Source organism: Actinomadura luteofluorescens, from assembly GCF_013409365.1.
Lineage (GTDB): Bacteria > Actinomycetota > Actinomycetes > Streptosporangiales > Streptosporangiaceae > Spirillospora > Spirillospora luteofluorescens.
In genome coordinates this window covers 7526534-7548837 of the sequence record NZ_JACCBA010000001.1, presented here as the reverse complement: position 1 = coordinate 7548837, position 22304 = coordinate 7526534, and the positions used below count along the sequence as shown (strand labels likewise).

General features: G+C 73.9%; 21 protein-coding genes. 12 read left to right on the top strand and 9 right to left on the bottom strand.

Annotation, left to right across the window (positions count from 1 at the left end; genetic code table 11):
- The first annotated feature begins 49 nt into the window (after window positions 1-49).
- Complete coding sequence (locus tag BJY14_RS35070; protein WP_179847521.1) at window positions 50-1480, top strand: MFS transporter; 1431 nt, start codon at window positions 50-52, stop codon at window positions 1478-1480.
- A gap of 140 nt (window positions 1481-1620) precedes the next feature.
- Here BJY14_RS35070 and BJY14_RS35065 read toward each other — a convergent pair whose 3' ends face one another.
- From BJY14_RS35065 to BJY14_RS35045, 5 genes are all read right to left on the bottom strand, one after another.
- Entirely contained in the window at window positions 1621-3309 is a 1689-nt protein-coding gene (locus BJY14_RS35065) for a bifunctional 3'-5' exonuclease/DNA polymerase (RefSeq protein WP_179847520.1), read from the bottom strand.
- Window positions 3310-3623: 314 nt separating this feature from the next.
- Window positions 3624-4118 carry a DUF4234 domain-containing protein gene (locus BJY14_RS35060; RefSeq protein WP_179847519.1) on the bottom strand — a complete coding sequence of 165 codons (495 nt, stop codon included), beginning with the start codon at window positions 4116-4118 and terminating at the stop codon, window positions 3624-3626.
- 156 nt (window positions 4119-4274) lie between these two features.
- A complete protein-coding gene (locus BJY14_RS35055) occupies window positions 4275-5789 on the bottom strand; it encodes a metallophosphoesterase family protein (protein ID WP_179847518.1) in 1515 nt (504 codons plus the stop codon).
- 327 nt (window positions 5790-6116) lie between these two features.
- Window positions 6117-7019, bottom strand: coding sequence for a diacylglycerol kinase family protein (locus tag BJY14_RS47470; protein WP_218905728.1), 903 nt, complete (start codon window positions 7017-7019; stop codon window positions 6117-6119).
- A gap of 29 nt (window positions 7020-7048) precedes the next feature.
- The gene (locus tag BJY14_RS35045; RefSeq protein ID WP_179849837.1) at window positions 7049-8638 is read right to left on the bottom strand and encodes an FAD-binding oxidoreductase; all 1590 of its coding nucleotides are present in this window, start codon (window positions 8636-8638) and stop codon (window positions 7049-7051) included.
- 64 nt (window positions 8639-8702) lie between these two features.
- Between BJY14_RS35045 and BJY14_RS35040 the strand changes: the two genes are divergently transcribed.
- The 4 genes from BJY14_RS35040 (at window position 8703) to BJY14_RS35025 (ending at window position 12333) form a co-directional block, all read left to right on the top strand.
- Window positions 8703-9311, top strand: a complete 609-nt coding sequence (locus tag BJY14_RS35040) for a TetR/AcrR family transcriptional regulator (protein ID WP_179847517.1) — start codon at window positions 8703-8705, stop codon at window positions 9309-9311.
- A complete protein-coding gene (locus tag BJY14_RS35035) occupies window positions 9308-10873 on the top strand; it encodes a glycerol-3-phosphate dehydrogenase/oxidase (protein WP_312879548.1) in 1566 nt (521 codons plus the stop codon). The genes BJY14_RS35040 and BJY14_RS35035 overlap by 4 nt, the downstream gene beginning before the upstream one ends.
- A gap of 62 nt (window positions 10874-10935) precedes the next feature.
- Window positions 10936-11850 (top strand): ferredoxin family protein, encoded by a 915-nt coding sequence (locus BJY14_RS35030; protein ID WP_179847516.1) that lies wholly within the window; start codon window positions 10936-10938, stop codon window positions 11848-11850.
- Window positions 11851-12036: 186 nt separating this feature from the next.
- On the top strand, window positions 12037-12333 hold the full coding sequence (locus BJY14_RS35025; protein WP_075901375.1) for a WhiB family transcriptional regulator: 297 nt from the start codon (window positions 12037-12039) through the stop codon (window positions 12331-12333).
- A 290-nt stretch (window positions 12334-12623) separates the two neighbouring features.
- Here the strand turns inward: BJY14_RS35025 and BJY14_RS35020 are convergent, their stop codons facing one another.
- The 3 genes from BJY14_RS35020 to BJY14_RS35010 are packed head-to-tail and all read right to left on the bottom strand — an operon-like array spanning window position 12624 to window position 15514.
- Window positions 12624-13358 (bottom strand): phosphoribosyltransferase, encoded by a 735-nt coding sequence (locus BJY14_RS35020; protein WP_179847515.1) that lies wholly within the window; start codon window positions 13356-13358, stop codon window positions 12624-12626.
- 35 nt (window positions 13359-13393) lie between these two features.
- Complete coding sequence (locus tag BJY14_RS35015) at window positions 13394-14422, bottom strand: phosphotriesterase family protein (protein ID WP_179847514.1); 1029 nt, start codon at window positions 14420-14422, stop codon at window positions 13394-13396.
- Between the two features lie 39 nt (window positions 14423-14461).
- On the bottom strand, window positions 14462-15514 hold the full coding sequence (locus BJY14_RS35010; protein WP_312879545.1) for a YihY/virulence factor BrkB family protein: 1053 nt from the start codon (window positions 15512-15514) through the stop codon (window positions 14462-14464).
- Window positions 15515-15759: 245 nt separating this feature from the next.
- On the opposite strand from BJY14_RS35010, the gene BJY14_RS35005 reads away from it, so the two are divergent.
- The 6 genes from BJY14_RS35005 to BJY14_RS34980 all read left to right on the top strand — a co-directional run bounded on the left by BJY14_RS35005 (window position 15760) and on the right by BJY14_RS34980 (window position 19770).
- The gene (locus BJY14_RS35005; RefSeq protein WP_179847512.1) at window positions 15760-15936 is read left to right on the top strand and encodes a hypothetical protein; all 177 of its coding nucleotides are present in this window, start codon (window positions 15760-15762) and stop codon (window positions 15934-15936) included.
- Window positions 15937-16208: 272 nt separating this feature from the next.
- Window positions 16209-17876, top strand: a complete 1668-nt coding sequence (locus BJY14_RS35000) for a nitrite/sulfite reductase (protein WP_179847511.1) — start codon at window positions 16209-16211, stop codon at window positions 17874-17876.
- 16 nt (window positions 17877-17892) lie between these two features.
- A complete protein-coding gene (locus BJY14_RS34995) occupies window positions 17893-18063 on the top strand; it encodes an Insertion element protein (RefSeq protein WP_179847510.1) in 171 nt (56 codons plus the stop codon).
- Window positions 18060-18770: a phosphoadenylyl-sulfate reductase gene (locus BJY14_RS34990; RefSeq protein ID WP_179836186.1), complete on the top strand. Its 711-nt coding sequence runs from the start codon at window positions 18060-18062 to the stop codon at window positions 18768-18770. The genes BJY14_RS34995 and BJY14_RS34990 overlap by 4 nt, the downstream gene beginning before the upstream one ends.
- Window positions 18771-18778: 8 nt before the next feature.
- On the top strand, window positions 18779-19513 hold the full coding sequence (locus BJY14_RS34985) for a sirohydrochlorin chelatase (protein WP_179849835.1): 735 nt from the start codon (window positions 18779-18781) through the stop codon (window positions 19511-19513).
- Window positions 19514-19554: 41 nt separating this feature from the next.
- Entirely contained in the window at window positions 19555-19770 is a 216-nt protein-coding gene (locus BJY14_RS34980; protein ID WP_179847509.1) for a hypothetical protein, read from the top strand.
- Window positions 19771-19778: 8 nt separating this feature from the next.
- Here BJY14_RS34980 and BJY14_RS34975 read toward each other — a convergent pair whose 3' ends face one another.
- Window positions 19779-20498 carry a DUF1707 SHOCT-like domain-containing protein gene (locus tag BJY14_RS34975; RefSeq protein ID WP_218905726.1) on the bottom strand — a complete coding sequence of 240 codons (720 nt, stop codon included), beginning with the start codon at window positions 20496-20498 and terminating at the stop codon, window positions 19779-19781.
- Window positions 20499-20666: 168 nt separating this feature from the next.
- Between BJY14_RS34975 and BJY14_RS34970 the strand changes: the two genes are divergently transcribed.
- The gene (locus tag BJY14_RS34970; protein WP_179847508.1) at window positions 20667-22292 is read left to right on the top strand and encodes an acyl-CoA dehydrogenase family protein; all 1626 of its coding nucleotides are present in this window, start codon (window positions 20667-20669) and stop codon (window positions 22290-22292) included.
- Window positions 22293-22304: the final 12 nt, after the last annotated feature.

Sequence of the window (22304 nt, the reverse complement as noted above, 5' to 3'; positions counted from 1 at the left end):
CAGAAGAGTGTACGACCGTTCGGTTTTATTTTTCTGGAGAGGCCTTTCGATGACCACCGAGACGCAGACCGGCACGGCGCCGCCGCGAACGGCCGCGGCGCGCCGGTACGTCCCCTGGCTCGCCGCCGGGGCGACGTTCCTGGCCATGCTCGACGCCACCGCCGCCAACCTGGCCGTCGCCGATCTGCACGCCGACTTCCCGGGCAGCACGCTGTCCGGGCTGACCTGGGTGATCACCCTGTACGCGGTGCTGTTCGCGGCGCTGCTCGCCCCCGCCGGGCGGCTCGCCGACCTGGTCGGCCGGCGGTCGCTGTACCTGTGGGGCACCGGGCTGTTCACGCTGGCGTCCCTGGCGTGCGCGGTCGCGCCGAACCTGCCCGTCCTGCTGGCGACGCGCGCCGCGCAGGGCGCCGCGGCGGCGGCGCTGATCCCGGCGTCGCTCGCGCTGCTGCTGCACGACACGCCCCCCGAGCGCCGCGCCCGCAGCATCGGGCTGTGGAGCGCGGCGGGCGCGTTCGCCGCCGCGATCGGCCCCGGCCTCGGCGGGGTGCTGGTCGACCTGTCCGGCTGGCGGTCCCTGTTCCTCATCAACGTGCCGATCGGGCTCGCGATGCTGCTCGGCGGGCGGCGCCTGCCGAGAGCCGCGGGCGGCGCGGGGCGGCTGCCCGACCTCGCCGGGACGCTGCTGCTCGCCGCCGGGGTCGGCGGCGTCGCGCTCGGCGTGACGCAGAGCAGGGACTGGGCCTGGACGGACGCCCGGACGCTCGGGCTGCTGCTCGGCGGCGCCGCCCTGTTCGCCCTGGCGCTGTGGCGGTCGGCGCGGCACCCGGTCCCCGCGCTGGAGATCTCACTGTGGCGCAACCGCCGGTTCGCCGCCGCGAACGCCGCCTCGTTCCTGTACGGGACGGCTCTGTACGCGTGGCTGCTCGCCGGCGTGCTCTACCTGACGGGCGAGTGGCACTACTCGATCCTGAAGGCGGGGTTCGCCTCGACGCCCGGCGCGTTCACCGCCACCGCGGCCGCGGTCGCGGCGGGCCGCCTCGCCTCCCGCTTCGGCGTCCGTCCCGCCGTGACGGGCGGCGCGCTGATCATTGCCGCGTCCGGGACCTGGGCCGTAGCGGCCCTGCCGGCCGAGCCGCACTACGCGACGTTCTGGCTCCCGCTCGGCCTCCTGGCCGGAACGGGGATGGGGATGATCAGCACGGGCACCGCCACGGCCGCCGCGCTGTCGGCCGGGCCGTCGCGGTTCGCCGGCGCCACCGGACTCAACACCACGGCCAGGCAGCTGGGCGGCGTGCTCGGCATCGCCGTCCTCGCCGCGCTGCTCCCGGAGAACGCCGCCCTCGGCGACTACACAGCCGTGTACCTCTTCTGCACAACCAGCGCTGTGTTCATTGCAGTGCTCTCCTCCTTCGGGCCTGGCGGCCCTCCATCGTCGAGCACCGCGGGCGATCGCTGGCATCGCTCCGGCTCGCCCTGAGGCTCGCTGCGCGATCAGATTCTTGCTTCGCTCGAATCTGCCTTCGGACGCGATCGCAACCATTGAGGTTGTTGCGGGGTTGCTGCGCGGGCTGGGCCGGCGGGGTTCGTCGCGGCGGCGCGATGCGGGCGGCGGGCGGGTCACTTGGCGTCGGCGTAGCGGTCTACGACCGCGATCTCCATCGGGAAGACGACCGGGGTGTCGCCGAACAGCAGGGCGCGCGCCTCCTGTGCTGCGGCGCGCACCGCTCCGGCTACCTCCTCGGCCAGGTCGGCGGGGCTGTGCACGATGACCTCGTCGTGCTGGAAGAACACCAGGCGGGGCGGGCCGAGCGCGGTGAGGCGGCGGCGCAGGGAGGCCAGGAGCGCGAGCGCCCAGTCGGCGGCGGTGGCCTGGACGACGAAGTTGCGGGTGAAGCGGCCCCGTCCGCGCAGCGCCTGGGCCGCCGTGCCGCCCCGGGGCCCGGGGGCGTCGTCGTCGCCCGCCGACGTCAGCTCCCGCCATCCCGCCGACGGCGGCGGGCACGTGCGCCCGAGGCGGGAACGCACGAGCAGCCCGCGCTCCCCCGCCCGCGCGGCGGCCTCCACGTACTCGAACGCCTGCGGGAACCGGCTCTTCAGGACGGCGAGGAGCTGCACCGCGTCCGCCGTCCCTCCCCCGTACATGGCGGAGAGCAGGGCGATCTTGGCCTTGTCGCGGGCGCTCCGCTTCCCGTCGGGGTCGTCGTGGAAGGCGTCGGACAGGGCGGCGTAGAGGTCGCCGTGCGCGGCGGCCTCCGAGAACGCGCGGTCGCCCGCGAGCGCCGCCAGCACCCGGGGTTCGAGCTGCGCCGCGTCGGCGACGACCAGGGCCCATCCGGGGTCTGCGACGACGGCCTTGCGCAGCACGCGCGGGATCTGCAGGGCCCCGCCGCCGCTCGTCGCCCACCGTCCCGACACCACGCCGCCGACGACGTACTCGGGACGGAACCGGCCGCCGCTCACCCACGTGTCGAGCCACGTCCAGCCGTGCGCGGCGTGCAGCCGCGCCAGCTCCTTGTACTCCAGCAGCAGGGGGACGGCGGGGTGGTCGAGCTGCCTGAGGACGTGCGCCCGGGTGGACGGGATCGGCAGCCCCGCCGAGGCGAAGGCCCGGATGATCTGCGCCGGGGAGTCGGGGTTGACGTGCACGCGCGGCCCGAACGCCGCGCTGACGCGGTCGGCGAGGTCCTGGAGCCTGCGGGGCCGCAGGCCGCCCGTGGGGCGCGGCCCGAGCAACTCGGTGAGCAGCGCGTCGTGCTCGGCCGCCGACCAGGGCAGCCCGTCGTGCGCCATCTCGGCGGCCACCAGCGCTCCGGCCGACTCCGCGGCCGCGAGCAGCGCGAACCCGCCGAGCCCGGCGACGGCCCGCTGCTGCTCGGCGTGCACCGCGACGATCTGGCCGAGGTCGTCGGCGGACGCCTCCCGCCCGGCGTCGTCGTCGAACAGCGACGGCTGCGCCGCGTCCTCCCGGGGCGGCGGCGGGTCGGCCGGGACGGGCTCGCCGCGCAACCGCGCCCACGCCGCCGCGACCGAGCGCGGCTCCCCGTACCGTCCGGCATGGCCGAGCAGCAGGCTTTCGACGAGTTCGAGGTCATGGCAGCGCGACACCCGCACCCCCGCCGCAAGCAGCCGCGGGTAGAGCCGCGCGGTGGACGGCCACACCCAGCGCGGTGCGGAGTCACGCTCCCGCAGGGCGATGGCCGAGACCAGGTCGGGGACCTCCTCGACGCCCCCCGCGGGCGCCCCGTCCTCCCCCACCGCCTGCAGCGACCCCCCAACCCCGCCACCAGCGGCGACCGCGATCCTCACGCCCCCATTCTGTCCCCGCCCACCGACAGAACCGGCTCCGCAAAAAAGCGAAGACCCCTCCGCGACGAAGTCGCGGAGGGGTCGAGCGCGATCCGAATCAGCAGGCCAGGGCCGTGGCCCGCTGCTCAACACAGCGTTTGAAGCTCAGCCGGCAACGACCTCCCCCGTTGCGATCGCGTCCGAAGGCAGGTACGAGCTTGCGAGTACCTGATCGCGAAGCGAGCCGCAAGGCGAGTCGGAGCGATGCCAGCGATCGCCCGCATTTCTCGACGATGGAGGGCCGCCTAGGCCCGAAGGAGGAGAGAAATGCAGGACTACGCAGCCAGAGAAACTTGCTGGGCGGCGGGGGTGTCGCCGTAGCGGTCGGTGACCTTGTTCAGCTGGAGCTGGTAGTACAGGACGCCGAAGCCGAAGATGCCGAGCAGGAAGCCCATGCCGCCGCTGCAGCTCGGCTGGAGGCCGGCGGCGCGCTGCGCCTGGGCGATGCGCCCGCCGAGCTTGACCCACATGACGAGGGGCCAGATGCCGAGGGTGATGCCGCCGAACAGCATGGACAGCAGCGCGTTGGTGGCGGCGTTGTCGATGCGGCGGTCGTACTGGTGCAGCTCGTCGTGGACCTTGAAGAACCAGACGAGCCCGTAGATGCCGAAGGTGATGATCGGCAGTCCGAGCCATGCGCCGACCGGGTTGCGGCGCTTCATGTTGAGGCCCGTGCCGACGGCGGCGGGCGCCTGGTGCTGCGCGGGGGCGGGCGAGTAGCCGCCCTGGTACGCCTGTTGCTGGCCCTGACCCTGCTGGGGGTAACTCATTGCGAAGTTCTCCTGAAGGACGCGGTCGTTTTCCGGCCGACCGTCCGTTACCGTTCACCCGTGTGGTGAGCCACGACTGTAACGGCAGGGGGGCGCGCCGCGGGGCAAGATCGACCACATTCGGATCATTGCTGGCGAATTCTCCAGATCGACCGGCTAGCGCAGCGGAATCGTCACCTCGTCTTCGCACGGCGGTGACGTCTCGTGGTCGCCGCAGCCCGTCGCCGCGAAGCAACGGATGCGCAGCCGCGACTCCGTCACGTCCAGGCGCAGGAAGTTCTTGAAGAACGGCGGCCGGTCCCAGTCGGCCAGCTCCGAGCGGAACCGCTGCGGCAGCCTGCGCACGGGCAGCCGCAGGAACCGGGGGCGGCCGCGGGCGTTGCGCGGCACGCCGAGGAGCGCGGCCACGAAGCGCGCGCGGCGGGACGCCGCCGGACCGTCGTATCCGCGTCCCGGCCTGATGCCGAGCCGGTGCTCGACGGCGGCGGTGGCCTCCTCCGGAGTGAGCTCGAAGAACCCGGGGAGCCGCAGCCACCGGCCGTACAGCTTGCTGTAGCGCGACAGGGAGTCGCCGCGCAGCGGGTAGCAGCGGAACTCGTCCTCGTCCACCACCCGGGTCCGCGGGATGATGTGGGTCGCGTGCATGAAGGCGCCGCCGCCGCCCGAGACGATGTACTGGATCGTCCGGCCGTCGCCGGTCCTCACCGGGTAGCGCTGGTAGTTGTGGATGTCGCCGCCGATCGCGGCCACGTAGTGGTGCGCCGGGTCCTGGACGATCTCGTCGACCGTCCCGCCGCCCTCGATCGGCCCGGGACGGTGGTCGTCGTCCACATACAGCGGTTTTCCGGTCACCAGCAGTTTGGGTTTCGGCCCCCCGGACACCTCCCGGAGCCAGCGGCCCTGGTCGCGGTCGAGCCGGCCGGTGATCCCGGTGTCGATGCCGATGATGCGCAGCGCGGGGGTGTCGATCGCCCAGTACGGGCCGGGCTGCGCGCCCTGCTGGCCGGGCGCGCCCCGGTACAGCCGGCGGGCCTCGGCGAGCGCCTCGGCGTCGACGGCTCCGGAGTGGCGCCACAGGCGGCGCGGGATGAACGCGAGCGGGCCGCGCCACGGGGGCGGCGAGCAGTTCTCGTCCAGGCCGCAGAAGACGTGCAGGAACCCCCGCAGCCCGTCGTACCAGTCGTGGTTGCCGGGCACGGCGTAGATCGGGGCGGGGTAGTCCTTGTAGGGGCGGAAGAACTTGCCGGGGTAGTCCGCCGCGTCGCCGGTCGGGTAGATCACGTCGCTGGCGATGACCATGAAGTCGGTGCCCTCGGTCGCGTGCAGCAGCGGCGGGACCACCGCGTACTGCGACCGGTCCCCCTCGCCGGTGTCGCCGACCAGCGCGAAGGAGAACTCCGGCGCGGGGCGGTGGACGGTGAACGCGGCGGGGGTGCCGCGCTCGCGCAGGGACGCCACGCAGCGGCGGCGGATCGCGTTCGCCGGGTCGCCGAACAGGCGCGCCAGCACGTCGTTGCGCGAACGCCACAGCACCGAGGGGCGGCGCCAGGAGAAGTCGGGGACGCGGTCGGGGAGCAGCTCGTGGAAGCTTCCCCGCTTGCCGCAGGCCCAGCCGGCGCCTTCCTCGGAGGTGCGCGAGTTGTCGGGTCCGGGGGGGACCTCGGCGGACACAGAATGCCTCCGGGCGGTGAGGGGTTGCTCACAGCCTTTCCGGAGGCGGTCACGCCGTCAAGCCGACACGACGCCAGGAAGCAGACACTTCGTCAGAGAGCCGCGGTTGGCGCCGGCGCCACCCCCAAGGACACCGGCGCCACCACGACGAGGGGGCCTGCGGTCATCATGAGTCCCCCCAGAACGGCGAGCAGTGCAGTCGCCTTCCCATGATGCCTCCACAGACAGCCCCAAGGTCCCGTAGCGGGACGTAACCGACACTATCCGGAGAGCCGTAATGGGGGCGTAAACCGCCCTAAACGCGCCGCAAAACTTCGGCGGGGCGGCTCAGGGCGCCAGGACGCGCAGCGCGCCCGGCATCACCCGCGCGGTGACCGGGAGGACCCCGGGCAGCTCCCCGTCCGCGCCGTACGGGAGCGTCCTGCCGGACCCCTCGGCGAGCTCGATGCGCACCTCGCGGCCGCGCAGGACCTCCACCTCGGGCCGCCGGACGTGCGTCCCCGCCTCCAGCTCCCGCATGACGGCGAAGAACAGCGTCCTCGGCGCCTTGCGGATCAGCACGACGTCGAGCAGGCCGTCGTCCACGCGCGCGTCGGGGGCGATGTGCTTGCCGAACCCGTAGTAGCCGGAGTTCGCGGCGACGACGGTGTAGCCCTCCCGCCGGTGCCGCTCGCCGTCCACCGTGATCAGGTAGTCGGCGTGCCGCCACGAGGCGATCGCGCGTAGCGCCCCCACGTAGTAGGCGGCGGAGCCGCGCAGCAGCCGCGTCCGGTTGGCGTTGTCGTTGGCGACAGCGTCCACGCCCGCGTAGACGCTGCCCAGCACGGCCGTCCCGTTGGCGTCGATCGTGTCGACGGCGCGGGGCTCGCCCTCCAGCAGCAGTGGGGCGAGCCGCTCCGGATCGGACGGGACGCCGAGCTGACGCGCGAAGTCGTTGCCCCGGCCCGCGGGAACGATCCCGAAGAGGGCGTCCGTCCCGGCCAGGGCCCCGCCGACGCAGCCGACCAGGCCGTCCCCGCCGACGCCGAGCACCGCGCGGCCGGCCTCGGCGGCGGCGCGGGCGGCGCCGGCGGCGTGCTCCATCCCGCGGCTGTACTCGACGTCGACCTCGGCGCCCGCGTCGCGCAGCAGCCGGGCGAGCGGCGTCAGGCACGAGGCGGACGCGCCGCCCGCCGCCGGGTTGACGATCGCGGTGAACGCGCGCACCCTGCCCGCTTCATCCCCGCGCACTCTGCCCGCTTCATCCCCGCCCACGGAGCTCACTTCCTTTCCGCGGGCGGGAGGAGGACGCCCGGGTTGAGGATCCCGGCGGGATCGACCCGGTCCTTCACGGCGCGCAGCACGGCGGCGCCGAGCGGCCCGATCTCCCGGGCGTACCAGTCACGGTGGTCGGTGCCCACCCCGTGATGATGGCTGATCGTCCCGCCCGCCGCGACGATCGCGTCGCAGGCCGCGCGCTTGGCGGCGGCCCAGTGCTCGACGGGGTCCTCCCCCTGCGCGGACACGACCGTGAAGTAGAGGGACGCGCCGGTCGGATACACGTGCGAGATGTGGCACATCACCAGCGGCGGCGTCCCGGCGCCCGACAGCGTCCCGATCAGCGCCTGCCGGACGGCCTCGTACAGCGCGGGAACGCCGGACCAGAAGGCGGCGGTCTCCAGCGTCTCGACGAAGGCGCCGACGTCCAGGAGGGAGTCGCGCAGGTAGGGGGCGTTGAAGCGGCCGTGCTCCCACTTCTCCCCCGGCCCGGCGCCGAGGGGCTCGCCGCCGGCCTCGCGCAGCACCCGCGCGGCCCCGGCCCGGCGGTCGGCGACATGGGCGGGGGCGCCCTCGAAGCCGAGGACGGCCAGGGCCCCGGCCGCCGAGGAGCCGCCGCCGATGGCCGACGGATCGGCCAGCCCGACCATGGTCTCGGTCTCGTCCGACAGCCGCAGGACCGCGGGGAGGGGGCCGTCCTGGGCGAGGCGCCGCAGCGCGGCGGCGCCCTGGTCGAACGAGGCGAACCGCCAGCCCTCGTACGCGCGCTCCGCCGGGACGGGATGCACCCGCACCCGCACGGAGGTGATCACGCCGAGCGCGCCCTCCGAGCCGAGGACGAGCTGCCGCAGATCGGGCCCGGCGGCGGACTTCGGCGCCCGCCCGAGGTCGAGCGTCCCCTCGGGGGTGGCCACGGTGAGGCCGACGACCATGTCGTCGAACCGCCCGTACCCGGCGGAAGCCTGCCCGCTCGACCGCGCCGCCGCGAACCCGCCGATCGACGCCCACTCGTAGGACTGCGGGAAGTGCCCGAGCGTGTAGCCGCGCTCGTTGAGGAGCGCCTCCGCCGCCGGGGCGCGCAGGCCGGGCTGCAGGACGGCCGTCCGGGAGACCTCGTCGAGTTCGGTGAGCCCGTCCATGCGGCGCAGGTCGAGGGCGACGAAGGCGTCCACGCCCTCCGGCGCCAGCCCGCCGACGACCGAGGTGCCACCGCCGAACGGGACGACGGCGATCCGCCGCCCGGCGCACGCCTCCAGCACGGCGAGCACCTCGTCGTGGGTGCCGGGCAGGACGACCGCGTCCGGCGCGTCGGCGGCGTCACCGGCCCGGATGCGCAGCAGGTCGGACGTGGACTTGCCGCGCGTGTGCCGGATCCGCGCCTCGGCCTCGACGCGGACGTTCCCGTCCCCCACGGCGGCGGCGAGCGCGGCCAGGTCGTCCCCGGACAGCCGGGGCTCGGCGACCCGGACGCCGGTCAGCACGGCCGGCGGCTCCTCGGCGGGCCGCACGCCGAGCAGGTCGCGCAGCAGGCCGACCATCGGCTCGGGCAGCGGCGCCGCCTTCGCCGGGTCGCCCCAGCCGCTCCACAGCATGTCGCGCGTCTCCACGCCCGCCTCCCTCGCCGCCCCGGCTTCCTGGTGGCTTACACTGTGACACATGACGTCGAATCGTCACAACAGGCCGGCGGCGCGGACCGCCGACGACACCGTGCTCGACGCCGCCCGCGACTGCGTGCTCGCGGTCGGGGTGCGGCGCACGACGCTGACCGACATCGCGCGCCGGGCCGGCGTCTCGCGGATGACCCTCTACCGGCGCTGGCCGGACGTCCGCACCATCGTCGCCGACCTGATGACCCGCGAGTGGACGGGGATCGGCGACGCGCTGCGGCCCCTCGACGACGGCCGCCCCGTCCGGCCCCGGCTGGTGGACGGCCTGGTCACCGGCGTGCGGACGTTCCGCGACCACCCGCTGCTCCGCAAGATCATCGAGGTCGACCCGGAGCTGCTGCTGCCCTACCTGCTGGACCGCTGCGGCGCCAGCCAGCGATCCTTCCTCGCCGGGTTCGAGGAGGCGATCTCCGCCGGCCAGCGGGACGGCACCGTCCGGGCGGGCGACCCCGCGCTCCAGGCCCGCGCGCTCCTGCTGGTCGTCCAGTCGTTCGGGCTCTCCGCGCAGATCATGATCGACGCGGGGCCGCCCGGGGTCGACGCGGACGCCCTCGACGCCGAACTCCGCCACATCCTGGAGAGGATGCTCGCACCGTGAACGCAGCCGGACCCGATCCGCGGACCTCGCTCAACGCCGCGCGCAGGGAGCGCGAGCTCGCCGAACTGCCCGGCGAGGTGGTGGACGTGCTGGTCGTCGGCCTCGGCGCCACCGGCGCGGGCGCCGCGCTGGACGCCGCCTCCCGCGGCCTGTCGGTCGCCGCGGTCGACGCCCGCGACCTGGCGTTCGGCACGTCGCGCTGGAGCTCCAAGCTGATCCACGGCGGGCTGCGCTACCTGGCCTCCGGGCAGGTGGACGTCGCGCACGAGAGCGCGGTCGAGCGCGGCGCGCTGATGCTGCGCACCGCCCCGCACCTGGTGCGGGCGCTCCCGTTCGTGCTGCCGCTGACCCCGCTGGTGTCCCGCTCGCAGGCGCTGCTGGCCGCGGCCGGCATGCGCGCCGGGGACCTGCTGCGGCTCGCCGCCCGCACCCCGCGCTCGGTCCTGCCGGGCCCGCGCCGGCTGTCGGCGGTCGAGACGCTGCGGCTCGCGCCCGCCCTGCGGCCCCACGGGCTGCGCGGCGGGCTGCTGTCGTGGGACGGGCAGCTCGCCGACGACGCCCGCCTCGTCACCGCGCTCGCCCGGACCGCCGCCGGGCACGGCGCCCGGATCCTCACCCGCTGCCGCGCGGTCGAGCTGACCGGCGACGGCGCCCTGATCCGCGACGAGCTCACCGGCCGCGAGACCACCGTGCGGGCGCGCGCGGTGGTGAACGCCGCCGGGGTGTGGGCGGGCGGCCTGGTGGACGGGGTGCGGCTGCGCCCGTCCCGCGGCACCCACCTGGTGCTGCGGGCCGAGGCGCTGCGCGGGCTCACCGCCGCGATGCACGTCCCCATCCCGGGGGCGGGCAACCGGTTCGTGCTCGTGCTCCCGCAGGGCGACGGCCGCGTCTACGTCGGCCTCACCGACGAGCCCGCGGACGGGCCCGTCCCGGACGTACCGGAGCCCACCGAGGGCGAGATCGGCTTCCTGCTCGACGTCCTGGACTCGGCGCTGGACGTCCCGGTGCGGCGCGCCGACGTCGCCGGCGCGTACGCCGGCCTGCGGCCCCTGCTGGACGTCGGCCACGGCGGCGACACCGCCGACATCTCCCGCAGGCACGCCGTCCTGACGTCCCGGGACGGCGTCGTGACGATCGTCGGCGGCAAGCTGACCACCTACCGGCGCATGGCCGAGGACGCCGTGGACGCGGTCGTGCGCGCCCGCGGGCTTCCCGCCGGCCCCTGCCGCACCGCGCGGCTGCCCCTCGTCGGCGCGGCTCCGCGCCGACGGCTGGACGCCCTGGACGCGCCTACCCGGCTCGTCCAGCGGTACGGCACCGAGGCGCCGCTACTGGCCGCCCTGGGGCGGCGGGACGCGGCGCTGCTGGAGCCGGTCGTCGCCGGGCTGCCGGTGACCGGCGCGGAGCTGGCGTGGGGCGTGCTGCACGAGGGCGCCCTCGACGCGGGCGATCTCCTGGACCGGCGCACCCGGATCGGCCTCGTGGCGGCCGACCGGGAGGCCGCTCTGCCCGCGGCGGAAGCGCTGCTAGCCGCCCCGCCTGGTTTGACCGTCGCGCCTTAGGTTACCCTTACCTAATCGTTTTCAGCTCGACGGGGATGTACGAAGATCGGCGGGGGGACTGCGTGACGCGCGGCAGAAGCTGCGGACACTGCCCGGGGAGCCACACCGGCGAGCGGCCGTGCCTGGCGACCGCGACCGTGAAGGCGGGCGCCTGGCTGCTGATCGAGCACCCGGGCCCCTGGCCCGAGCGCGTCGAGGACCTCGCCGACCCGGCGCCGGTCGCCGAGGCCGTGCGGGCGGCGAAGAAGGCGGGCGTCCGTCCGCAGCTGATCCGCCGGCCGGGCCGCCGGCGCGCCACCCCGCCGTTCCAGGTCTACGCCGCGTCCTCCCGCGGGGGCGAGGCCTGGATCGAGGGGCGCGAGCTGGCCGATCCGGACGAACTGGCGGCGCTCGACCTGGACGCGCTCGCGGAGGGCCGGTCCCCGGGCCTGGGCGAGCGGACGGGCGAGCCGGTCCTGCTGGTCTGCACGCACGGGCGCCGCAACGCCTGCTGCGCCCGCACCGGTGCTCCGCTGGCCCGTTTTCTCGCGACGCGTTTCGACCGCCTGATCTGGGAAACCACCCATGTCGGCGGTGACCGATTTGCGGCGAATTTGGTATGTCTTCCCCACGGATTCTCGTACGGCGACCTCGGCGAAGCGGAGGCGAACGCGGCGGCGGACGCCTACCTGCGGGGCGAGGTCGCCCTCCCCAGGCTGCGCGGGCGGGCGGGAGCGCCCGAGCCCGCGCAGGCCGCGGAGCACTTCGTCCGCGCGCACACGGGACGGCTCGGGGTGGACGACGTGACCGTGGCGTCGATCACTGGAATCCCCGGAACAAGCCGGCACGAAGCGGTTGTTCTCCTGAGGCGGAGCCGTTACCGGGTGGTCGTGGAGGCCGTCCAGCAGCCCGACCCGTGCGGCACCGACTGCGGGGAGAACCAGAGAACCTACGTTGTTAGGGAACTCACCCTTCTCAACGAGGCGGCCCTCGTGTAATCTCCTTGAGGCCCCATTCGAGGGTCTCCCTGTCGCACGTCCCCAGGTTTCCGGAGTAACCGGACGGGGAACAGAGCGGCAACTCCAGACGTTGGAACATTCGGCGCTTCTCTGACTCTTGTCATCCGAAGTACGTCGAGCGTCCATGTCCCGAATTTGTTCGAAACCAATCAAGGTGGGTGTTCCATGGCTCAGGTACGTCGGCAGGCAAACCTCCCTCGTCCCAGCTGGGGCTGGCAGGACGCCGCGGCGTGCCGGGGGGAAGACCTCGTCCTCTTCTTCGGCCCCGACGGCGAGCGCCAGCCCGAGCGCGAGATCCGCGAGCGCAAGGCCAAGCAGATCTGCATGGGCTGCCCGGTCCGTACGGACTGCCTGGACTACGCGGTGTCCCGGCCCGAGAAGTACGGCACCTGGGGCGGCCTGAACGAGGACGAGCGCGCGTCCGAGCGCCGTCGCCGCATGCGTCGCGCCAACGCCGCCTGAACGAAGGCGCAGATCGCCGAAACGCTCCCATCGCGAACCCCGGCACGCCACCTGTAAAACGTCACGGCCCCGCCCCGCGGGGCCGTTTGCGTTGCCCGGGCCCGGTCCATCCCGACCGGGCCCGGGTTCTCCGTCACATCTGCGTTGCGACCCGGTCACATCGTTCCACGACATTCGGCCGGCCGCCCTTTTACCGCACCGGCCCCGCCGATGTGGCCATTTCCCGAAAATCCGCGGGGGACCATTCAGTCCCGGCATCCGGCGGTTCACGTCCGGACCGGCACCGCCGCTCACGCCCGGCCCGGCTCCGCGGGCCCGTCCGCGGGGCCGCCGCCCGGCCGTCCGGCGCGCTCCAGCCAGGCCGTCACGTCGGCGTCGCCGAGTTGCCCGAAGTCGCGGTACCACTGCCCCACGGCCTGGAAGTCCCAGGGCGCGACCGGCACCACCAGGTCGTCCACCTCCGCCTCCAGGCTCCGGACGGTCTCGGCGGCGCCCACCGGCACCGCGAGGACCAGCCGGGACGGCCCGCGCCCACGCACCGCCCGCACGGCCGCGCGGGCGGTGCCGCCGGTGGCGAGCCCGTCGTCCACCACGATCACCGGCCGCCCGGCGACCGGCGGCAGCGGCCGGCCGCGCCGGTAGGCCGTCACCCGGCGGTCCAGTTCCGCGCGCTCGGCCTCCACGGTGGGGGCCAGGTCGTCCGCGCGGAGCCCGAGGCGGGCGAGCAGACCCTCGTCGAACACCGGGGCGCCGCCCTCGGCGATCGCGCCGACGCCGAGCTCCGGCTGCGGCGGATAGCCGATCTTGCGGGTCACCAGCACGTCGAGCGTGGCTTCGAGGTGCCGCGCGATCTCGTAGCCGACGGGGACGCCTCCGCGCGGCAGCGCGAGGACCACGGCCCCGTCCAGCCCCATCGTGGCGAGTCGGGCGGCGAGCACCCGGCCCGCCTCGGAGCGGTCGGTGTAGGGGAGCCGGACGGTCGCCGCCCGCCTGGCGCCTCGTCCCGCGGGACGGTTCCAGGGCATCGGACGCACCCCCTTCCAGGGGTTCCCCTACCCGCTCAGGAACCGGTGAGCCACCGCAGCGGGTTGTCGTGCAGGATCGCGCCGAGGGTCGCCTCGTCGGCGCCCGCGGCGCGCAGCGCGGGCAGGAACGTGTCGAACAGGTACCCGAAACCAGCGCCGCCGTAGCGGCCGACCTGGGCCATCCGGGCAACCCCGGTGCTCAGCAGCACCCGGTCGGCGTGCCCGGCCTCCAGCAGGTCCAGCACCCGGCGGACGCGGGCGCCGACGGCGGAGGCGTCCTCCCCCGCGAGGCCGAGCGTGCCGAACGAGACGTACCCGCCCGACTCGGCGATCTTGCGGTGCTGGGCGGGGTCGTCCACCCGGTCCTGCTGCCCCACCGCGACGCGCCCGGGGGGCAGCCCGGCGGAGGTGAGGATCTCCAGCTGGGCGAGGCCCGCGCGCCCGTAGGTCGCGACCGACAGGCCGGAGTAGCGGCCCGCCTGGGCCGCGGCGCGCAGGCACAGCTCCTCGGTCTCGGTCGGCGCCTCCCCCCAGGTGCCGATCTCGCCGATGACGCCGGGCAGCGAGTTCGTTCCGTCCATGCCGAAGCCGACCTCGGCGAGCAGGCGCTCCGCGAGCCGGTCGACCGCCGACGGGCCCGGGTACCCGGCCTCGTCGCGGTCCGCCTCGAATCCGGGGGGCGCGGGGGCCGCCCCGGCGGCGAGGACCTCGCGCACGTACGCGGGGTGGAACGGCTCGGTGAACACGCCCGTCCCGGCGACCACCGCAACCCGGGCGCCGGCGCTGATGCGGGCGAGGGCGGCGGCGTTGCGGCCCATGCCCGAGCAGGTGAGGTCGACGACGAGGCCGAGGCCGTGGTCCTTGCGCAGGCCGTTCAGCTCCCGCTGGACGGCCTTCTCCTCGTCCAGCCACCGGTTCGGGTCGGAGGAGGCGAGCTGGGGGCGCGCCGGCCAGCGCAGGTCCAGCTGGAGGTGCTCGTGGGAGAGCACCGGCCCGGTGATGTCGGACGTCGCGATCGTGCCGGTCACGGTCCGGAGCCGGCCGGTCTCCTCACGGGGGGTCATGTCACGCGAGGCTACGACATGTTTGCCCTTTTCAGGACCTCAAACGGAGTGGTTTTTACCCGTCGCGCCCTGGTCCCGCGGCACCTGGTCGGCCTGCGCCTCCAGCTCGGCGCGGATCCGGGCGGTGTCCCCGCTGGGCCACAGGCGGTCGATCTCGGCGTTCAGCGCGGCCCCGATCAGCACCGCGAGCGCCGCCACGTACAGCCAGGCCAGCAGCGCGATCGCGGCGGCCAGCGACCCGTACACCGACACCCCGCTCAGCGAGCCGGCCAGGTAGATCCGCAGGACGAAGCTGCCCACGATCCAGATCAGCAGCGCCAGCGCCGCGCCGGGCGTCTGGCGCCACCAGGACGTCCGCACCGGGACGCTCATGTGGTACAGCAGCGAGAGGAAGACGATCGACACGCTCACCACGACCGGCCAGTACAGCGCCTGGACGGCCTCGGTGCTCTCCGGCAGCGCCTGGCGGACCAGCGCGGGCCCGGCCACCAGCATCGGGACCACGACGATCAGGGTCAGCAGCCCGATGAGGTAGAGCACGAACGCGCGCAGCCGGGTGCGGATCACGCCGCGCACGCCCGACAGCCCGTAGGCGATCGTGATCGTGTCGACGTAGACGTTCGTCGCCCGCGACCCCGCCCACAGCGAGATCAGGAAGCTGACCGACACGATGTCGGGGCTGCCGCCCCTGATCACGTCGTCGATGAGCGGGACGACGACCGTCTTGACGGTCGGGCCGGTCAGCACCGTCTGGGAGTGCTCGATCACCCAGGCGCGCACCTCGGCGATCGTCTCCGTGCCGAACAGGCCGCGCAGGTGGCCCATCGTGCCGATGAGCCCGATGACGAGGGGAGGCATCGACAGCAGGGCGAAGAACGCGGCCTCCGCCGCCAGCCCGGTGACCCGGTAGCGGAACCCGCCGATGGCGGTGCCCTTGGTCAGCGTCCAGGCGATCCCCGCGGCGGCCCGCGCGTCGGCGCGCACGCGCGCGTTCAGGCGGTCGCGCAGGCGCCGCTGCGGGCCCTCCGGGTCTTTTCCGGAGGGCGGATCCCCAGCCCGGGAGGCGCCCGCTGCGTCGGAGACGGTGGTCACACCGCCCCACCGTAGAGGGTCGCGCGCCCGGAACATGCCGCGTCGCCCACTTCACTGGTCCGCTCCGCGCGTGGCGTGCCGATCCCCTCCCCCGCCCGGTGGTTCCGCAGGCGCGCCGCCCGTTCCGTGCACATCCCTTGGCCCATACCCGCTATGACGGCACAGAACGTTTCGCGGACCATGATCATCCACACGCGGTCGCCCGGCGAACCGGGCATTTGCCTCCATGGGTGACAATGGAAGACATGATCTGCCAGTCGTGCCGAGAGCGCCACCACGAGGAGTGCCGTGGCGGCTCCTGGTGCGACTGCCAGCACCACCCCGCGCCCGCCGCCCCCGAGGACGCCGCCCCCGGCCGGCGCGCTGACCCCGCGTCCGGCGGGAAGGCCGAGCCTCCGGTGAACTGGAGGCGGCAGGGATGACGCATCTCACGCGTCCGCATGCCGGACGTCACTGGACAGTCCGCGAGACGGCATGTCACAGTTCGGGTATGACTGCCGCGGACCCGTTGCTGGCCAAGCGCCGGCACGTCGACTTCCTCCGCGTCCGCAGCGCGATCTGTAGGTGACGCTCCGACCACGCCCCTGTACAGCCGGGCGCGTGGCGCATCGGCGTCACCTTTGACTTCATCCCGCTCAGCGTCGAGCCGGCTGCCTCAGAGCGCCGGTGCGCCGCGCGTCCCTCACGACCACAGATGAGGACGCGCGCCGTGCCACCCGCGACCAAACGCAAGAAGGGCGAGGGCCAGTGGGCCCTCGGCTACCGCGAACCGCTCAACAAGAACGAGGAGAACAAGAAGAACGACGACGGCCTGAACGTCCGCCGCCGGATCATCGACATCTACTCCAAGAGCGGCTTCGACTCGATCGACCCGTCCGACCTGCGCGGCCGGTTCCGCTGGATGGGCCTGTACACCCAGCGCAAGCCCGGCATCGACGGCGGCAGGACCGGCGCGCTGGAGGACGAGGAGCTCGAGGACCGCTACTTCATGATGCGGGTGCGCATCGACGGCGGTCAGCTGAGCGGCCCCCAGCTGCGCACCATCGCGGACGTCTCCACCCGGTACGCGCGGGGCACCGCCGACATCACCGACCGCCAGAACGTCCAGCTGCACTGGGTGCGGATCGAGGACGTCCCCGCGATCTGGGAGGCGCTGGAGGCGGTCGGGCTGCACACGACGGAGGCGTGCGGCGACGTCCCCCGGGTGATCATCGGCTGTCCGCTGGCCGGGATCGCGGCCGACGAGGTCGTGGACGCGACGCCGGACCTGCGCGAGATCCACGACCGCTTCATCGGCTCCCCCGAGTTCTCCAACCTGCCGCGCAAGTTCAAGACGGCGATGTCGGGCTGCACGTCGCACTGCACCGTCCACGAGATCAACGACATCGCGTTCACGGGCGTGGTGAACGAGGCGGGCGAGACCGGCTACCAAGTGTTCGTCGGCGGAGGCCTGTCCACCAACCCGATGTTCGCGCAGAGCCTCGGCGTGTTCGTCAAGCCCGAGCAGACCAGCGAGGTGTGGCACGGCGTCACCTCCATCTTCCGCGACTACGGCTACCGGCGGCTGCGCAGCCGCGCCCGGCTGAAGTTCCTGGTGAAGGACTGGGGCGCCGCGAAGTTCCGCGAGGTGCTGGAGAAGGAGTACCTCGGGTACGCGCTGCCGGACGGCCCCGAGCCCGCCGCGCCGCTCGCCCGCCGCGACCACGTCGGGATCCACCCGCAGAAGGACGGCGCCTACTACGTCGGGTTCGCGCCCCGCGTCGGGCGGGTCGACGGCGAGCTGCTCGGCGTCATCGGCGATCTCGCCGAGCGCTACGGCTCCGGCCGCGTCCGCACGACCAACGAGCAGAAGATGGTCATCCTGGACGTCCCGCAGGAGCGGACCGAGGCGCTCGCCGACGCGCTGGCCGAACACGACCTCCAGGTCCGGCCGTCCACGTTCCGCCGCCAGACGATGGCGTGCACGGGCATCGAGTACTGCAAGCTCGCCATCGTCGACACCAAGCAGCGCGCGATGGACCTGATCGACGAGCTGGAGGAGCGGCTCCCCGACTTCGACCAGCCGCTGACGATCAACGTCAACGGCTGCCCGAACGCCTGCGCCCGCATCCAGGTCGCCGACATCGGCCTGAAGGGCCAGCTCGTCGTGGACGACGACGGCGAGCAGGTCGAGGGCTTCCAGATCCACCTCGGCGGGCGGCTCGGCGCGTCGTTCGGCAAGAAGGTCCGCGGGCTCAAGACCACCTCGGCCGGGCTCACCGACTACGTCGAGCGCGTCGTGCGCCGGTTCGACGAGCAGCGCACCGGCGGCGAGACCTTCGCCGAGTGGGTGCACCGCGCCGACGAGGCGGACCTCAAGTGAACGGGGCTGATCTCGCATGAGCGAGCGGATGGCGCCGTTCCACTGCCCCTACTGCGGCGAGGAGAGCCTCGAACCCCGGGACGAGAACCCCGGGGCCTGGTTCTGCCCCGACTGCCTGCGTTCCTTCAGCCTGAAGTTCCTCGGTGTCGGCGCTCCCCGCGCCGCGAGCAAGGAGGTCCCCCGGTGACCCTGCTGGAGACCGACAGACCCACCCTCGACCTTCAGGACATCGTCGAGTCGGCCGCCGCGGCCCTGGAGGGCGCCCCCACGCTGGAGGTCATCCGGTGGGCGGTCGCGACGTTCGGCGACCGCATCTGCCTCACGTCCTCCATGTCGGACGCGGCCCTGATCCACCTCGTGTCGAAGGTGAAGCCGGGCATCGACGTGCTGTTCGTCGACACCGGCTACCACTTCGCCGAGACGGTCGGGACGCGCGACGCCGTCGAGGCCGTCTACCCGGTGAACGTCATCGACGTCACCCCGTCCCGCACGGTGGAGGAGCAGGAGGCCGCGCTCGGCCCGCGCCTGTACGGCCGCAACCCCGACCTGTGCTGCCACCTGCGGAAGGTGGAGCCGCTCGGCCGCGCGCTGGAGGGCTACATGGCCTGGTTCAGCGGCATCCGCCGGGACGAGACCGCCAGCCGCCGCGACCGCCGGGTCGTCGAGTGGGACCGCAAGCGCGGCATGGTCAAGGTGAACCCGATCCTCGGCTGGTCCCAGGAGGACATGGACAACTACATCGAGGACAACGGGGTGCTCGTCAACCCGCTGCACTACGACGGCTACCCGTCGATCGGCTGCGCGCCGTGCACCCGCCCGGTCGCGCCCGGCGAGGACCCGCGCAGCGGCCGGTGGGCCGGGATGGGCAAGACCGAGTGCGGCATCCACCTGTGAGCGCCCCCATGGTCGCGGTGGCGCACGGCAGCAGGGACCCCCGCGCCGCCGCGACCGTCGCCGCGCTGCTCGACGCCGTCCGGGCGCGCCGCCCGGACGTGCCCGTGCACGCCTCGTTCCTGGACCACGCGCCGCCCGCCCCCGACCGGGTGCTGGACGGCCTGGCCGGGGACGGCGCGGACGAGGCGGTCGTGCTGCCCCTGCTCCTCACCGCGGCCTACCACAGCAAGACCGACATCCCGGGCGTGCTGAACCGGGTGCGCGGCCGGCACCCGCGGCTCGTCCTGCGCACGGCGGGCACGCTGGGCCCGCACCCGCTGCTGCTGGACGCCCTGGAGCGGCGCCTGGCCGACGCGGGCGTGGCGCCCGGCGACCCGGACACGGCCGTCGTCCTCGCCTCGGCGGGCTCCAGCGACGCGTCCGCCAACGCCACCATCGCGCGGCTGGCGCGGCGGTGGCGCGCGCGGGGCTGGCGGGACGTCGTCCCGGCGTACGCGACGGCGGCCCGCCCGGCGCCGGCCGAAGCGGTGCGGTCCCTGCTGGAGGCGGGGGCGCCGCGCGTGGCGGTGGCCTCCTACATCCTCGCTCCGGGCCACTTCGCCGACAAGGTCCGCCGGGAGTCCCTGGCCGCGGGCGCCGCCGCGGTCTCCCCCGCCCTCGGCGCGGCGCCGGAGGTCGCCGACCTGATCGTCCGCCGCTACGCCGAGGCCCTGGAGCCCGCCCGCGCGGCGACCGCGGTCTGACCGGGCGTTCGAGGCGCCGGTCGCCGGGTATGCGGACGGCCATGACGCGCGAGGAGACCGGCCATGAGCCCGAAGAGACCGACGACCGCCGCTTCGCCCCGGTGAACGAGCGCTCCGACGCCCGCGGCCGCACCGTCCCGGGCGGGGAGCGGACCAGCGGCACCGGCACCCCCGGCGTGAGATACGAGCACCCCGACACGCTGCAGCCCGACGAGGAGGGCGTCGAAGAGGCCGAAGCGCACGACGACACCCGCTGACCCCACCCCTAACGGCGGTCCTTCCACCAGGTGGTGAGGGCGTTGCGGAGCGGGCCGTGGTGCGCGTCGTCGACGATCTTGATGTCGCCCATCACGGCGTGCGCGGTGACGCGCACGACGGGGACGCGGGCGCCGGGATGCGGGTCGCGGACCGCGACCCGCCGGTCGCCGAGGAAGTTGTGCCCGGTCAGCACGATGCTGACGCCGTCCGGGACGATGATCTTGACGTCGCCCATCACGGCGGTCACGGCGATGTGCACCTCGCCGGTGGGGACCTGGGCGCCGCGCAGGTCGAGTTCGACGTCGCCCATCACCGACACGGCCTCCAGCGGGCCGTCGATGCGGCCGACGATGCGCTCCTTGCAGTCCCCCATGACCGCACTGAACCTGCGCTTGACCTGCGCGGGCGCGGGGTTGGCGCCGGGCGCGCCCATGCCGGGCAGGTCGGCGGTGATGAGTTCGAGGTCGCCGCGCGCGACGGCCGCGTAGGCGGCCTCGGTGCGCTCGGTCAGCTCCTCGAAGGTGAGCCGCCCCTCCACCGAGGCGATCCGCAGCCGCTCGACGACGGCCTCGCGCTCGGCGTCGGACGCCCGCACCGTGTCGGACGTCCGCCCGGTGCCGGGCGCGGTCGTCACGTCGACCGGCTCGGGGGCGGGGCCGGCGTCCCGCCGCCGCTCTGGCGGGCGGCACGGGGCGGGCCGCTCGGGATGCGGACCGGACTGACTCATGATTCCGACGGTATGCCCCTGGCGGCGCCGGACAATCCGCCGCGCGGACGAGATCGCCACACCACCTGAGGAGGATGGACGTCCTCCCACCCCACGAGCATGATCAACCTGATGCCCGAACCGCGTTCTGTATTCTGCGGGTCGACGGCCTGAACGTTGGGAGAGCGCGTGACGCACGAGGTGTTCAACCAGGTCCCCCCGCTCGCCGGGCACGACGTGTCCGACGACGCGGCCCTGCTGGACGGGCTGCACCGCGAGGGCGCCGGATGGGCCGAGGCCGAGGTGCGCGAGCTCGGCCGCCTGGCCGGCACCGTGCGGGCCCAGGAGTGGGGACGCCTCGCCAACGAGCACCCGCCCGTCCTGCGCACCCATGACCGCTGCGGGCACCGAATCGACGAGGTCGAGTTCCACCCGGCGTGGCACGAGCTGATGACCGTCGCCGTGACGCACGGCCTGCACGGCTCGGCGTGGACCGACACACGCGAGGGCGCCCACGTCGCCCGCGCCGCGAAGTTCTACACCTGGCGCGTCGACGCGGGCCACGGCTGCCCCGTCTCGATGACCTACGCCGCCGTCCCGGCCCTGCGGCAGTCACCGGAGCTGGCCGCCCAGTACGAGCCGCTCCTGGCCAGGCCGGAGTACGACTTCGGGCTGCGGCCCCCGCTCACCAAGACCGCGCTCCTCGCCGGCATGTCCATGACCGAGAAGCAGGGCGGCTCGGACGTCCGCGCCAACACCACCACGGCCGCCCCCCAGCCGGACGGGACGTACCGGCTCGTCGGCCACAAGTGGTTCACCAGCGCCCCGATGTGCGACGTGTTCCTCACCCTCGCCCAGGCGCCCGGCGGCCTGACCTGCTTCCTCGTCCCCCGCGTCCTGCCGGACGGCGGCCTCAACCCGCTGCGCCTGATGCGGCTGAAGGACAAGCTCGGCAACAGGTCCAACGCGTCCTCCGAGGTGGAGTACGACGAGGCGGTCGCGTGGCGGGTCGGGGACGAGGGCCGCGGCGTCCGCACCATCATCGAGATGGTCAACATGACCCGCCTGGACTGCGTGATCGGCGCCGCGTCCGGAATGCGGCTCGGCGTGACCACCGCCGCGCACCATGCGGCGCACCGCTCGGCGTTCGGCCGCCCGCTGATCGACCAGCCGCTGATGCGCAACGTCCTGGCGGACCTCGCGATCGAGTCCGAGGCCGCCACGACCACGATGCTGCGCCTCGCGGGCGCCACCGACCGCTCGGTGCGCGGCAACGAGTCCGAGACCGCCTTCAAGCGCCTCGGCCTGGCCGTCAGCAAGTACTGGATCTGCAAGCGCTGGCCCGCGCACGCCGCCGAGGCCCTCGAATGCCTGGGCGGCAACGGCTACGTAGAAGAGTCCGGCATGCCCCGCCTCTTCCGCGAGTCCCCCCTGAACTCCATCTGGGAGGGCTCCGGCAACGTAGCCGCCCTCGATCTCCTCCGCGCCACGCTACGCGAACCGCAAACCCTAGAGGCATTCTTCGAAGAAGTAGCCCTCTCCCAAGGGGCCGACAAGCGCCTAGACGCGGCTATCAAGGAGACCAAGGAAAGCTTCACCGACACGTCCACAATCGAGTACCGCGCCCGCCGAGTAGCCGAGCGCCTGGCACTAGTCCTACAGGCATCACTGCTGTTCAGACACGGTCACCTGGCCGTAGCCGACGCCTTCTGCGCGACCCGCCTGGCCGGCGACTGGGGCGGCGCCTTCGGCACCCTCCCACCAGGCCTGGACGTCGCCCCGATCATCGACCGCGCCACCCCGAAGGTCGGCTGAATTCTCGCCTGA